At 74.5% G+C, this 13,318-nt stretch carries 12 protein-coding genes; 4 read left to right on the top strand and 8 right to left on the bottom strand.

The window, feature by feature from the left end; genetic code table 11:
- The first annotated feature begins 86 nt into the window (after positions 1 to 86).
- Positions 87 to 1,271 (top strand): NAD(P)-binding domain-containing protein, encoded by a 1,185-nt coding sequence (locus ACFY0X_RS25080; protein ID WP_387757696.1) that lies wholly within the window; start codon positions 87 to 89, stop codon positions 1,269 to 1,271.
- Positions 1,272 to 1,274: 3 nt separating this feature from the next.
- On the opposite strand, the gene paaE is transcribed toward ACFY0X_RS25080, so the two are convergent.
- The 8 genes from paaE to ACFY0X_RS25040 form a co-directional block, all read right to left on the bottom strand.
- The gene (paaE, locus tag ACFY0X_RS25075; RefSeq protein ID WP_387757695.1) at positions 1,275 to 2,474 is read right to left on the bottom strand and encodes a 1,2-phenylacetyl-CoA epoxidase subunit PaaE; all 1,200 of its coding nucleotides are present in this window, start codon (positions 2,472 to 2,474) and stop codon (positions 1,275 to 1,277) included.
- On the bottom strand, positions 2,475 to 2,993 hold the full coding sequence (paaD, locus tag ACFY0X_RS25070; RefSeq protein WP_387757782.1) for a 1,2-phenylacetyl-CoA epoxidase subunit PaaD: 519 nt from the start codon (positions 2,991 to 2,993) through the stop codon (positions 2,475 to 2,477). It abuts the gene before it with no gap.
- 107 nt (positions 2,994 to 3,100) lie between these two features.
- Positions 3,101 to 4,027: a 1,2-phenylacetyl-CoA epoxidase subunit PaaC gene (gene paaC / locus ACFY0X_RS25065; RefSeq protein ID WP_387757693.1), complete on the bottom strand. Its 927-nt coding sequence runs from the start codon at positions 4,025 to 4,027 to the stop codon at positions 3,101 to 3,103.
- A gap of 13 nt (positions 4,028 to 4,040) precedes the next feature.
- On the bottom strand, positions 4,041 to 4,358 hold the full coding sequence (paaB, locus tag ACFY0X_RS25060; protein ID WP_387757691.1) for a 1,2-phenylacetyl-CoA epoxidase subunit PaaB: 318 nt from the start codon (positions 4,356 to 4,358) through the stop codon (positions 4,041 to 4,043).
- Positions 4,355 to 5,485: a 1,2-phenylacetyl-CoA epoxidase subunit PaaA gene (gene paaA / locus ACFY0X_RS25055; RefSeq protein ID WP_387757689.1), complete on the bottom strand. Its 1,131-nt coding sequence runs from the start codon at positions 5,483 to 5,485 to the stop codon at positions 4,355 to 4,357. Before paaA ends, paaB begins: the two co-directional genes overlap by 4 nt.
- A gap of 282 nt (positions 5,486 to 5,767) precedes the next feature.
- Positions 5,768 to 7,192: a M20 family metallopeptidase gene (locus ACFY0X_RS25050; protein WP_387757688.1), complete on the bottom strand. Its 1,425-nt coding sequence runs from the start codon at positions 7,190 to 7,192 to the stop codon at positions 5,768 to 5,770.
- 1,075 nt (positions 7,193 to 8,267) lie between these two features.
- Complete coding sequence (locus ACFY0X_RS25045; RefSeq protein ID WP_387757687.1) at positions 8,268 to 8,927, bottom strand: response regulator; 660 nt, start codon at positions 8,925 to 8,927, stop codon at positions 8,268 to 8,270.
- Positions 8,924 to 10,366 (bottom strand): histidine kinase, encoded by a 1,443-nt coding sequence (locus tag ACFY0X_RS25040; RefSeq protein ID WP_387757685.1) that lies wholly within the window; start codon positions 10,364 to 10,366, stop codon positions 8,924 to 8,926. Before ACFY0X_RS25040 ends, ACFY0X_RS25045 begins: the two co-directional genes overlap by 4 nt.
- A gap of 197 nt (positions 10,367 to 10,563) precedes the next feature.
- Here ACFY0X_RS25040 and ACFY0X_RS25035 point away from each other — a divergent pair, with 197 nt between their 5' ends.
- The 3 genes from ACFY0X_RS25035 to ACFY0X_RS25025 all read left to right on the top strand — a co-directional run bounded on the left by ACFY0X_RS25035 (position 10,564) and on the right by ACFY0X_RS25025 (position 13,193).
- The gene (locus ACFY0X_RS25035; protein WP_387757683.1) at positions 10,564 to 11,388 is read left to right on the top strand and encodes a class I SAM-dependent methyltransferase; all 825 of its coding nucleotides are present in this window, start codon (positions 10,564 to 10,566) and stop codon (positions 11,386 to 11,388) included.
- 220 nt (positions 11,389 to 11,608) lie between these two features.
- Entirely contained in the window at positions 11,609 to 12,544 is a 936-nt protein-coding gene (locus ACFY0X_RS25030) for an aldo/keto reductase (RefSeq protein WP_387757780.1), read from the top strand.
- A 61-nt stretch (positions 12,545 to 12,605) separates the two neighbouring features.
- A complete protein-coding gene (locus tag ACFY0X_RS25025; RefSeq protein WP_387757681.1) occupies positions 12,606 to 13,193 on the top strand; it encodes a TetR family transcriptional regulator in 588 nt (195 codons plus the stop codon).
- Positions 13,194 to 13,318: the final 125 nt, after the last annotated feature.

The following is a 13,318-nucleotide window of genomic DNA, read 5'->3' as shown; positions in this document are numbered from 1 at the left end:
GCTGACGGGGCCGGGAACAGCCACCGCTCCGGCGATGTTTCACGGGCGTGACTGTTTACGGTGCAACGAACAGCGTTCAGCGACGCGTGGACGTGCTGGTGGTAGGCGGCGGGCAGGCAGGCCTGTCCGCCGCCTACCACCTGCGCCGCCGCGGCTTCGCCCCCTACCGGGCGGGCGCCGACGGCGGCTTCGTCGTGCTCGACGCCGACGCCGGTCCCGGCGGCGCCTGGGCGCACCGCTCGCCGTCCCTGCGGATGGCCACCGTGCACGGCTTCCACGACCTCCCGGACGCCGAACTCCCGCCGCCGGACCCCGAGGCCCCCGCGCGCGAGGTGGTGCCGGGGTACTTCGCGGCGTACGAGGCCCGGCACGCGCTCCCGGTCGTACGCCCGGTCACGGTGCGCGCCGTACGCGCCGAGTCCGCGAGCCCCGACTCCCGGCTGCTGGTCGAGACCGATCGCGGCACCTGGTCCACCCGCGCGCTGATCAACGCCACCGGCACCTGGACCCGCCCCTTCCTCCCGCACTACCCGGGCCGCTTCGCGGGCCGGCAGCTGCACTACGCGGAGTACCGCGGCCCCGAGGAGTTCGCGGGCAGGCGCGTGCTGGTGGTGGGCGGCGGCGCCTCGGCGATCCAGGTGCTGTCCGAGGTGGCCGCGGTCGGCGAGACGGTCTGGGTCACCCGCTCCGAACCCGTCTACCACGACGGACCGTTCACCCCCGAGTACGGGCGCGCGGTGGTCGCCAAGGTCGAGGAGCGGGTCCGGCAGGGCCTGCCGGTGCGCAGCGTGGTGAGCGTGACCGGGCTCGGCCCGTCCGTCGCCTACCGGCGCGCCGAGGAGCTGGGCGCGCTGCACCGCCGGCCGATGTTCGACCGCCTCACCGAGCACGGGGTCGCCTGGGGCGACGAGGAACTGGCGGTGGACGCGATCGTCTGGGCGACCGGATTCCGGCCCGAGGTCGGGCACCTCGCCCCGCTCGGGCTGCGCTCCCCCGGCGGCGGCATCGCGCTCACCGGCACCCGAGCCACCGCCGATCCCCGCGTCCACCTGGTCGGCTACGGCCCGTCCGCCAGCACGGTCGGCGCCAACCGGGCCGGCCGCGCGGCGGTCAACGACCTGGTCGAGCTGCTCGGGAATCCGGCGGCCGGAGGTTCGACGCTCGGAAAGCCGGTGCCGCAGCGATCGACACTCGGGCTCCAGGCTCCCGGGAGTCCGACTCCCGGGAGCCCGGCACCCGGGGCGCCGGTCGTGGAGCCCGCCGTGGTCTGAGGCTCAGCGGTCGTAGTCGACGGTCACCCGCTCGGTGACCGGGCGGGCCTGGCAGGTGAGGACGTAGCCGGCGGCCAGCTCCTTCTCCTCCAGCGCGAAGTTGCGGCGCATCTCCACCTCGCCCTCGGTGACCAGCGCGCGGCAGGTGCCGCACACCCCGCCCTTGCAGGCGAACGGCAGGTCGGGGCGGGAGCGCTGGGCGCCGTCCAGGATCGAGCGGTCGCGCGGGAGGCAGAGCGTGCTGCCGCGGCCGTCGAGGACGACGGTGACCTCGCTCTGCGGGCCCGACGCACCGTCGGTCGAGGCGTCGCCGCGGTCCCAGTCCTCGTCGCGCTCCGGGAGCGGCTCGTCCTCGGCGTGGAAGAGCTCCTGGTGCACCCGCTCGCCCGGCACGTCCAGCTCGGCGAGCAGGTCCTTCACCCCGACGACCATGCCGAACGGGCCGCACAGCCACCAGTGCCCGACGCTCCCGACGTCCACCAGCGCGGCCAGCAGGGCCCGTACCCGCTCCGGGTCCAGCCGGCCGCTGAGCAGCTCGGCGTCCCTGGTCTCCCGGGAGAGCACGTGGACCAGCTGGAAGCGGCCGAGGTAGCGGTCCTTCAGGTCGGCCAGCTCGTCCGCGAACATCACGGTGTCGCTGCGCCGGTTGCCGTAGAGCAGGGTGACGGTGGAGCGGCGGTCGGCGGCCAGCACGGAGGCGGCGATCGACAGCATCGGGGTGACGCCGGAGCCGGCCGCGAGCAGCACGTGGTCGGCCGCGACGCCGAGTTCGGGGGTGAACAGGCCGGACGGCGTCAGCACCTCCACCTCCTCGCCCGGCTTCGCCTCGCGCACCAGCCAGCGCGAGAACAGCCCGCCGGGCACCTCCCGGACGGCGATCCGCAGCGGCCCGCCCACCGGGGCGCAGATCGAGTACGAGCGGCGCTCGTCGGCGCCGTCGACCAGCTTGCGCAGGGTCAGGGTCTGCCCCGGCCGGAAGGCGTACTCCTGCGCCAGCCCGTCCGGCACCGCGAAGGTCACCGCCACGGCGTCCTCGCAGAGCCGCTCCACCCGGTCGATCCGCAACCGGTGGAAGGTCGGACGGCGGGCGGGGCGGATGCCGGGAGCCGGGGTGCCGGGAGACTGGGCGTCGGGCGCCGGGACAGCAGGCGCCTGGGCGTCGGACGCCTGGGTGTCGGCGGCGGGCGAGACGGCGGCGGACATTCAGATCTCCTTGACGCGTTCGAAGGGCTCCCGGCAGGCGCGGCAGCGCCAGAGCGCCTTGCAGGCGGTGGAGCCGAAGCGGGACAGCTCCTCCGTCTCCGTACCGCCGCAGAGCGGGCAGGGCACCCGGCTCTCGGCGGTTCCGGTGCGGGTCGGGCCGAGGGTGAGCGCCACCGGTCCGGCCGCGGCGGCCACGGCCAGGGCGGCGGTCGGGCGCGGCGGGGCGATGCCCGCCTCGGCGAGCTTGCGGCGGCCCTCGGCGGTGATCAGGTCGGTGGACCACGGCGGGTCCAGCCGCAGCCGCACCCGGACGTCCGGGTACCCGGCCGCACGCAGCCGGCAGTCCACGTCGGCGGCCATCTCGGCCACGGCGGGGCAGCCCGAATAGGTCGGGGTCAGCCAGGCGGTCACGGTGCCGCTGCCGCCGTCCACCTCGACCTCGGCCAGGACGCCCAGGTCGGCCAGGGTGAGCATGGGCAGCTCCGGGTCCGGGACGGCCGCGGCGACCGCCCAGGCCAGGTCGCGGGTCGTCGGGCCCTCCGGTGCCGCGGGGGCGGCCGTACCCGCGGCACTCGCTGTACCCGCCGTACCCGTCGCGGGCGCCGGTCTCCTCGCCACGTCGTCCGTCACCATGTCGCCCCCGGGTGGGCGCGGGCCACCACCTGGAGTTCGGCGAGCAGCGGACCGAGCGCCTCGGTGTGCACGCCGTCCCGGCCGCCCCGGCCGAGGACGGTGGCCAGCGGCGGTACGTCCGGCACGGTCAGTCCGGCCTCGGCCAGGACCGCGGCGATCGAGCCCAGCACCGGTTCGCGCAGGGTTGCCGGGTCGACGCCCGCCCGCAGCTCCACCGGGTGCGCCGTGAACAGCTCCTCCAACAGCGGCCAGACGGCGTCCAACCCGGCCTGCATCCGCTCGGCGGAGTACGGCGTGCCGTCGCCGAGGCGCAGCGTCCAGGCGGTGGCGTACTCCCGGTGGTACGCCAGCTCCTTGACCCCCCGGGCGGCGACCGCGGCCAGCACCGGATCGGGGTGCGCGCTCAGCGCCTCGTACAGGGCGCCGCGCGCGGTGGCGAACAGCAGCAGCCGGGCGATCGAGTATGCGAAGTCGCCGTTCGGCGTCTCCACCAGGCGTACGTTGCGGAACTCGTGCTCCTCCCGCCAGTACGCCAGGTCGTCCTCGGTGCGGCCGGTGCCGTCCGCCTGGCCGGCCCGGGTGAGCAGCAGCCGGGCCTGGCCGAGCAGGTCGAGGCCCAGGTTGGCGAGCGCGACCTCCTCCTCCAGCTCGGGCGCCCGGGTGCACCACTCGATCAGCCGCTGCGCGAGGATCAGGGCGTCGTCGCCCAGCATCTGGCAGTAGGCGGCGAGGTCGGCACCGTCCAGTCCGGCGGGCAGCGCGGTGTCCACGCCGAGCAGCGGGTCGGCGAAGCCCGTCCCGTACGCCCAGCGGCCCTCGCCCTCGGGGCCGGGGGCGGCGTCGACGAGGCTGAGGTAGACGTGGTCGTCCTGGTCGGCGCCCGCGCCGGTGCCGGTGGTGGAGGTGGTGTGGTCGTGCACGGTGGCTCCCCCGTCAGATGTGCGGGACATCCTCGGGGATGTCGTAGAAGGTCGGGTGGCGGTAGACCTTGTCGCCGCTGGGCTCGAAGAACGGGTCCCGCTCGTCCGGCGTGGAGGCGGTGATCGCGTCCGAACGGACCACCCAGAGGCTGACGCCCTCGTTGCGGCGGGTGTAGAGGTCGCGGGCGGCGAGCAGGGCCATCCGGTCGTCGGAGGCGTGCAGCGAGCCGACGTGGACGTGGTTCAGCCCGCGCCGGGGGCGCACGAACACCTCGTACAGCGGCCAGCCGGCCTTGGACCCGGCCGGGGAGCCAACCTGGGGGTCGGTCACTTTCCGTTCTCCTGTTCGGTGGGTCCGACGGCTTCGGTCGGTTCGACGGCTTCGGTGGGTTCGGCAGGTTCGGCGGCGTCGACGGGCTGGGCGGCTCCGGCGGCGCGCTTGGCCGCGTAGGCGACGGCCGCCTCGCGGACCCAGGCACCCTCCTCGTGCGCGGTGCGGCGGCGGTCGATCCGCTGGGTGTTGCAGGGGCCCTGGCCGTGGATGACCCTGGTCAGCTCGGACCAGTCCGGCTCGCCGAAGTCCCAGCCGCCGCGCTCCTCGTTCCAGCGCAGCTCGGGGTCCGGGAGGGTCACGCCCAGGTGCTCGGCCTGCGGGACGGTCATGTCGACGAAGCGCCGGCGCAGCTCGTCGTTGCTGTGCCGCTTGATCCGCCAGGCCATCGAGCGGGCGGAGTTCGGCGAGTCGGCGTCCGAGGGGCCGAACATCATCAGCGACGGCCACCACCAGCGGTCCACCGCGTCCTGCACCATCCGGCGCTGGCCCTCGGTGCCGCGCATCAGCGTCATCAGGAGCTCGTAGCCCTGGCGCTGGTGGAAGGACTCCTCCTTGCAGATCCGCACCATCGCGCGGGCGTACGGCCCGTAGCTGCAGCGGCAGAGCGGGACCTGGTTGCAGATCGCGGCGCCGTCCACCAGCCAGCCGATCACGCCGACGTCGGCGAAGGTGAGGGTCGGGTAGTTGAAGATCGAGGAGTACTTCTGGCGGCCGGAGATCAGTTTCTCGGTGAGCTCGGCACGGTCGACGCCGAGGGTCTCGGCGGCGGCGTAGAGGTAGAGGCCGTGGCCGGCCTCGTCCTGGGCCTTGGCGAGCAGGATGGCCTTGCGGCGCAGGGACGGCGCCCGCGTCAGCCAGTTGCCCTCGGGCTGCATGCCGATGATCTCGGAGTGGGCGTGCTGGGCGATCTGGCGGATCAAGGTGGCCCGGTAGGCGTCGGGCATCCAGTCCCTGGGCTCGATCCGCTGCTCGGCGGCGACGACCGCCTCGAACCGGTCCTCCGGCGTCTGCGCGGGGACCGCCTCGGCCACCTCTGCTGTCACCACGGTCCCCTCTCGTGTCCTGCCCGGTCGGGTTGCCGGAGCACCGGCCGACCAACCGACTGACCGTTCGGTCGGTACCATTCTGCGCGGCGGGGCGGAGGGATGGCAAGGTGCGGAACAGATAACAGCCGACAGATTTCAGAATCTGTCAGCTGTCATCCGTCGGCTGCTCTCTGTTCGGTGTTAGTTGTTCGGGGTTCGAAGCTCGGGGTTCGGGGTTCGAAGCTCGGGGTTCGGGGTTCGGGGTTCGGGGTTCGAAGCTCGGGGTTCGGGGTTCGGGGTTCGCTGATGCCGGTCAGCTGACCGCTGCTTGAGGTCTACCGTCAGCCGTCGGTCGTCTGCCGTCAGCAGCTCCCCATCGGCTCATCCCTCCGCGCGGTCCCGCAGTCGCGGCAGGGGCACGGCGAGCAGCGCCGCCAGCAGCGTGAGCCGGGGGGCGATCTGGTCGAGCCGGATGTGCTCGTGCCGGGCGTGGGCTCCGGCGCCCACCGCGCCGAAGCCGTCCAGGGTCGGGAGCCCGCGCGAGCCCGGCAGGTTGGTGTCCCCCGCCCCGCCCGCCGGGGCACCGTCCAGCTGCTGCCCGAGCACGGCGGCGAGCGAGCGCACGTGCCGCAGCAGCGGGTTCCCGGTCCGCTCGGGCCAGGCCGGACGGCTGGACAGCACCTCCGTACGGACCCGGGCCCCCGGTCGCAGCGCGGTGAGCCGGGCGAGGTCGTCCAGCGTGCGGCGCTGCGCCTCGACGGTGGCGAACCGCAGGCCCAACTCGGCCTCGGCCCGCCCGGCGACCACGTTGGCGCGCGAACCACCGCTGATCCGACCGGCGTTGAGCTCGGTACCGGGCTGCCCGGCGAGGCCACGCACCAGCACGAGCTGGTCCACCAGCTCGTCGACCGCGGACACCCCGTCCCGGGCGTCGTTGCCCGCGTGCGCCTCCCGGCCGGTCACGGTGAGCCGCACCCGGGTGCTGCCGCGCCGGGCAGTCTTCAAACGACCGTCCGGGTGCGGGGGTTCGAGTCCGAGGACCGCGGCGGCGCCGCGTAGCTGGCGCTCGACCAGGCGCCGCCCGTCCGGGCTGCCCACCTCCTCGTCGGAGACCACGACCAGGCGGACGGTCCGGTGCGGGCGCTCGCCCAGGTCCGCGAGGAGCCCCAACGCACCCTCCAGGATGGCGAGTCCACCCTTCATGTCGACCACACCGGGGCCGGTGAGCCGACCGTCCTGCTCGGTCACCGGCCAGTCCGCGAGGGTGCCGACCGGCCAGACGGTGTCGTGGTGGCCGACGATCAGCAGGTGCGGCAGGGACTCGTCCCGTCCCTCCCACTCCAGTACGAGGTGGTCCCCGGCCGGCCCGGGTTCACGCCGGGCGGTCGCACCGGTGGCACGGAAGCCCGCGGCCAACTCCTCGGCGAGGGCGTCGAGTCTGGGGGCGTCCCCACTCGGTGACTCGATCCGCGCCAGATCGACGCAGCGGCGCCGGACGGCGCCGGCGAGGGTGCGGGCACGGGTGCTGAGCGCCTGCGGCAGGCCGGGCAGCGCCGCGGTGACGGCGGCAACGGTCCCGGAGGCGGTGGCCGCGGCGGCGGCGACGGTGGCGGTCGCGGTCGCGGTGGCGGTCGCGGTCGCCGTCGCGGTCGCGGCTGACCCTGTCACGGCCTTCGCGACAGCGGCCGGCGCGGCTGAGGTCTGGGGGTCCGCGTTCTTCGGCACCGCGCTCTTGGCGACGACGGGTCTGGTGGCGGAGGACTTCACGAGGGCGGACTTGGCGGCCGTGGATTTGGCTGCGGCCACCTGGGCCACGGCGGCCTTCGCGGCGGTGGCCTGAACCGAGACGGCCGGAATCATAGTGGCCGCAGCGTGAGCGGCAGTTGCCGCGCCGCCGACGTCAGCCGTCGCGGTGGCCGCGGCCGCCGCGGGGAGGGGCTCGCCGTCGGCGGCGGCCGGGTCGGTGGCCGAGGTCGGATCGGGTTGCGCGGCGGCGCCCGGCACGGCGGGCGACCCCATGGTCCGGGGACTCAACGCTCGCCTCCGCGGCCGCCGCCGGTATTCAGCGGCCGTACCGGCCGACCGCTCCCACCCGCGTACCAGGCCCGGCCTGACCGCACCGGTCGGCCGGATTGATGGGCGGCCCACCGGATCGGCCCGTCTGGCCCAAGTACGGTGGAACGGTTGGGCGGCGTGCTTGGCATGGTGCGTCCTCCTCGCTCGATCCGGTGGCCCCGGTCCGCCCGGAGCCCCGTGGACGGCGGCTTCCTGGTGACGGGCGCAGTGGCCGGACCGCCGCAGGGAAGCCGAGATGTGAGCCTAGAAGAACCGTTCGGTTTCCTGCGAGGTGGCCCTGCTCCCAGCGTGCCGGTACCGGGCCCCGCTTCGGAGGCCGCCCGGCCGCGATCGGCGCGGGCGCTCGGCGCGCGGGCCTGGATCGGCGCGCGGGCGCGGTCGCCGATCGCGCCCATCTCCACCATGGACCCGCCGCCCGAGATCGGCAGCGCAAACGGCCAAGGCACGGCATTTCCACGCCGGATGGGTGACAGCGGCTCAGCCCGCGGTACGAACCGGGAGCACGCGACGGCTCAGGGAAGCCCGCCTCGTCGCTCGCCCTGACTCCGCGGGAACATCCGGGGAACACCCGCGTGAACACCGGCCGATGCCGTGCCCCGGTGTGCCCCGCCGAGCGCCGACGTGCCTCGGCTGCCGTCCGGGGCGCGCGACATGGCGATATCGGGGACCGGCGGGCGATCGCCCGGGCACGGCGGTGGAGCACCTCAGACACGAACGTGCACGTACGGGCACGCACGTACACGACCGACCGACCGGAACCCTGGTGCCCGGCCCCGAGCGCGCAGCCGCTCCCGACCGTCCGCCCTCAGCCCCCGTCGCCCACCAGCCCTGCGTCGCGGGCGAGGAGCGCCGCCTGGACCCGGTTGCCGACTCCGAGCCCGGTCAGGATCCGGCTGACGTGCGCCTTGACGGTGCTCTCGCGCATCCCGAGCACGCCCGCGATCTCCGCATTGGAGAGCCCGTCGGCGAGTTCGCGCAGTACGTCGGTCTCCCGCGGGGTGAGCCCGGCGACCCGGCTACGGGCGGCCACGGACCGGGGCGCCCCGACCCGGTGGTAGCGGTCGATCAGCCGCCGTGCGGCCGCCGGGTGCAGCATTCCCTGGCCGCCCGCGACGACATGGACGGCACGGGCGATCTCCGCGGGCGGGGTGTCCTTCAGCAGGAAGCCGTCCGCCCCCGCCGCGAGCGCCTGGTACACGTACTCGTCCAGGTCGAAGGTGGTGAGGGCGATGACCCGCGGCCCGTCCGGGAGTTCGCGCAACTGCCGGGTGGCGGCGATCCCGTCGAGCCGGGGCATGCGGATGTCCATCAGTGCGACGTCGATCCGCCGATTGCCGGCGAGTTCGACGGCCTGCAGCCCGTCGGCGGCCTCTGCGACCACGGTGAGCGCCGGGTCCTGGGTCAGGAGGTCGACCAGGCCGAGGCGCACCAGCGCGTCGTCGTCGACCACCATGGTTCGGATCATGCGGCGCCCTTCGGCTGCGTTCCCGGTTGCTGCTCCGGTTCCTTCGGTTCCTTCAGCTGCTTCGGCTCCTTCGCTTGCGTCGGTTGCGTTGCTGGCTCTGGCTGTCGCACCCCTCGCACCCCTTGCACCCCTTCCGGCGACTGCCGTGCCCGTCGTATCCCGTGCCCCGGCCGCGGCGACGCCCGCCCCGGCTGGGGCGCCGGACCGTCGCCACGGGCTGGAGCCCGGTCGGGCACCCCCGGCGGCGGGCGGTCCGGCGCGGGCAACCGGGCGGAGAGCCGGAAGCCTCCGCTGCCGTCCGGACCGGCGGCGAGGTGGCCGCCGAGGGCTCCGACCCGTTCGGCCAGCCCCACCAGCCCGTACCCGCTGCCGGTGCCCGTCCCGTCCGGCGGCACCCCGCCAGGACCGTTGCGGACCTCGACCGTCGTCGCCGGCGCCCCGTAGCCGACCCGGACGGTGACGGGCGCGGCGTACGCGTACCTGCGGGCGTTGGTCAGCGCCTCCTGGACCAGCCGGTGCACGGCCAGCCGGTGGGTGGTCGGGACGGTCTCCGGGTCTCCGGAGAGGGCGAGTTCGACCTGTTGCCCGGCCTGGGTCGCCTCGCCGACGAGTTCGGTGAGGTCGCGCAGGGCTGGTGCCGGGACCCGCCCGGCCTCGGCGGGCGCGGACGGCTCGCTCCCCGGGGCAGGCGGGGCCGGCGGGTCGGCCCGCAGCGCGCCCAGGACGTCGCGCAGGTCGTCGAGTGAACGGGCGGCGGTGGTGCGCAGCAGTTCGAGGCGGTGGGTGAGCCGGTCGAGGTCGGCGGCGACGGTGCCGGCGCCGGCCTGGTCGCGCAACACCCCGGCGTGCAGCACCAGGAGGCTGAGCCGGTGGGCCAGCACGTCGTGCATCTCCCTGGCGATCCGGGCGCGTTCGGCGGCCCGGGCCTGTTCGGCGCGCAGCTCACGCTCGCGACGCAGCGCGTCCACCTGCTCGTGCAGGGTGCGGATCAGCACCCGTCTGCCGTGCAGCCACAGACCGACGGCCAGGACGGCGGCCTGGACGAGGAGTTGGGACCCGGCGCCGCCGAACCAGCCGACCAGCGAATCCGCGGCCGTCGCGCTGGTCACGGCGATGACCGCGCCGCCCGCCGTCGCGGCGCCCGTCCGGCCGAGGGAGGCGAGGTGGAAGACGCTGAACAGGCCGGGGAAGGCCCGGTTGAACAGCCCACCGGTGAACACCGGCAGCACGGCCGCGGCCACCGGGTAGCGGCGGGCGAAGAGGAGCGAGAGCGCGGCGAGCGCGGCCACCACCGTACGCGGCAGGCGCAGCGGCCCGTCGGACCGCGTCCACTGGACCAGCGCCTCCTCGACGGCCAGGGCGAGCAGGCCGATCAGCAACAACGTGTCCGTACCGGCCCGGTGGCCCGGCCCGTACCAGCCCAGCACACTCCTGCGCATGGCGCTCCTCCTTTCCCCTCTCCCCACTCCGAGAGCCTTCCGCACGGCCGCCGTCCGGCACTTCGGGCTCGATGCTAGGGGCGCTCGGCCGCGGACCGCCTCTGTCTTCCGGCTAACCTCACCCTCGACTTTCGTCGGGGGTCGGCGCCGCTGACCGGCCGATTCGCGGCGGATCGGCTCTGCCTAGCGTCGACGGCATGACCGACGAACGGCTCCACCACCGACCCGACTCCCCTTCCGCCCGGTACAGTTCGCCCTCCGGCGGGGACCACCTGCTGTTCCTCGCCGAGGCGCTGCGCACCTTCCACGACACCGGCGCACTGGCCCCGAGCGGCCCGGAGCTGGTGAACGCGCTGGTGGTACCGGCCACCAGCCGCCCGAACCGTCCGATCTCGGTGCTGGAGGTCGGCGCCGGCACGGGCGCGGTGACCCGTCGGCTGGCCCAGGTGCTGCGCCCGGGCGACCGGTTGCACGTCGTCGAGGCCAACCCGCGGTTCGCCGACCGGCTGCGGGAGGACCCGGTCCTGGCCGCGCGCCACCCGGGGGTGGGGCTGCGGCTGTCGGCCTGCCGGATCGAGGAACTGCCGGAGTACCGCCCGCCGCTGCCGGACGGGGCCGGGCCGGAGGACGGCTCGCAGCGGTACGACGTGATCGTGTCCGGGCTGCCGTTCACCAACTTCGAGCCCGCGCAGGTGCGCGACATCCTCGACCTCTACCTGCGGCTGCTGGCGCCCGGCGGTGAGCTGACGTACTTCGGGTACCTCGGCACGACGACGGCCCGCACCCTCGCCTCGGGCCCCCGCCGGGGCGCCCGTCACCGGGCGGTGGTGCGGCTGCTGCGACGGTTCGAGGCGACGTACGGCCTGGGCGAGCGCACGGTGTGGCGCAATGTGCCGCCCGCCCGCGCCTACCTCCTGCGGTCACCGGGCGGGCGCGAGACCTGGGTCCCGGCCGAAGAGGGCCCCGCCGCCGACACGACGGACGGGACGGGGGCGGGACGGACGTCGGTCAGGAACAGATGACAAAAGACAGATGACAGATTTCAACTTTCAGATGACAGACGACAGCGAACAGATTTTGAAATCTGTTCGCTGTCGTGCCATAGTGACACCCGGGTCACCCTGCCCCCGCCTCCCGGCACCGCACTGTCCCCTTGGAGCACCCGTGTCCTCGCACACCCGCCCCGCCCAGCGCACCCTCGGCACCACCGGCCCGGTCACCTCGGCCCTCGGCCTCGGCTGCATGGGCATGTCCGACCTCTACGGCCCGGCCGACAAGGCCGAGAGCATCGCCACCATCCACGCCGCCCTCGACGCCGGGATCACCCTCCTCGACACCGGCGACTTCTACGGCATGGGCCACAACGAGCTGCTGATCCACGAGGCGCTGCGCGGCCGCGACCGCGAGAGCGTGCAGATCAGCGTGAAGTACGGCGCCCAGCGCGGCCCCGACGGCCAGTGGCTCGGCTACGACACGAGCCCCGCCGCCACCAAGACCGCGCTCTCCTACACCCTGCGCCGCCTGCGCACCGACCACGTCGACGTCTACCGCCCGGCCCGCCTGGACCCGAACGTCCCGATCGAGGAGACCGTCGGCGCCATCGCCGATCTGGTGAAGGCCGGCTACGTCCGCCACATCGGGCTCTCCGAGGTCGGCGCCGACACCCTGCGCCGGGCCGCCGCCGTCCACCCGATCAGCGACCTCCAGATCGAGTACTCACTGCTCTCCCGCTCGATCGAGACCGCCGTCCTGCCCACCGCCCGCGAACTCGGCATCGGTGTCACCGCCTACGGCGTGCTCTCCCGCGGCCTGCTCAGCGGCCACTGGGGTTCGGACCGCGCCCTCGCCGGCACCGACTTCCGCAGCCACAGCCCCCGCTTCCAGGGCGAGAACCTGACCCACAACCTGGCCCTGGTCGACGCCCTGCGCGAGATCGCAGCCGCGCGGGGTGCGACCGTCGCCCAGGTCGCCATCGCCTGGGTGGCCTCGCGCGGGCAGGACATCGTCCCGCTGGTCGGCGCCCGTCGCCGGGACCGTCTGACCGAGGCCCTCGGCGCACTCGACGTCACGCTGACCGAGGCCGACCTCGCCGCCGTCGAGGCCGCCGTACCCGCCGGCTCGGCCGCCGGTGACAGGTACGCTGCCGCACAGATGGCCCACCTGGACAGCGAGCACTGACCGCCCCACCGGCGCCATCGGCGCACGCCCCGACCGCACGACCCTAAGGACGGACCTCCCCGTGACCACGGACACCACACTCACCGCCGAGCAGATCCTGATCGCGGCGGAGGACGTCCTCCGGCGGTTCGGCCCGGCCAAGGCCACCGTCGTGGACGTCGCCCGCATCCTCGGCGTCAGCCACAGCAGCGTCTACCGGCACTTCCCCAGCAAGGCCGCGCTGCGCGAGGCGGTCACCCAGCGCTGGCTCGACCAGGCGCACCACGACCTGGCGGCCGTCTCCAACGAGGGCGGCCCCGCCGCCGACCGGCTGCACCGCTGGCTGACCACGCTGTTCGCGGCCAAGCGGAAGAAGGCGCTGGACGACCCGGAGCTGTTCGCCACCTACATGGTGCTGGTGGAGGAGAACAGCGGCCTGGTGGACTCCCACATCGACACCCTGGTCGACCAGATCGCGCAGATCGTCGCGGACGGGATGGACAGCAAGGAGTTCAAGCTCGCCCACATCCGCGACACCGCCCGCGCCGTCTTCGACGCCACCGGCCCCTTCCACGACCCGGTCTACGCCTCCACCTGGTCCGCCCCCGGGGCGGACGACCGGTTCGAGGGCGTCTGGAAGCTCGTCCTCGGCGGCCTGAAGGCGAAGTGACCGGCCATCGGTGAGGCCGCCGGCCATGAAGCGCGAGTGACCGGGGCGCCGGCCGGCGGAGAAAACCGCTGGTCGGCGCCTCGCCCGACCGGCAGACTGCCCCGCACGGTTGATCTCACCTGGAG

The organism is Kitasatospora sp. NPDC001547 (assembly GCF_042894165.1).
In the GTDB taxonomy this organism is placed as follows: Bacteria; Actinomycetota; Actinomycetes; order Streptomycetales; family Streptomycetaceae; genus Kitasatospora.
The sequence above is the reverse complement of the archived record's forward strand: the minus strand, read 5'-3'. Positions and strand labels throughout refer to the sequence as shown.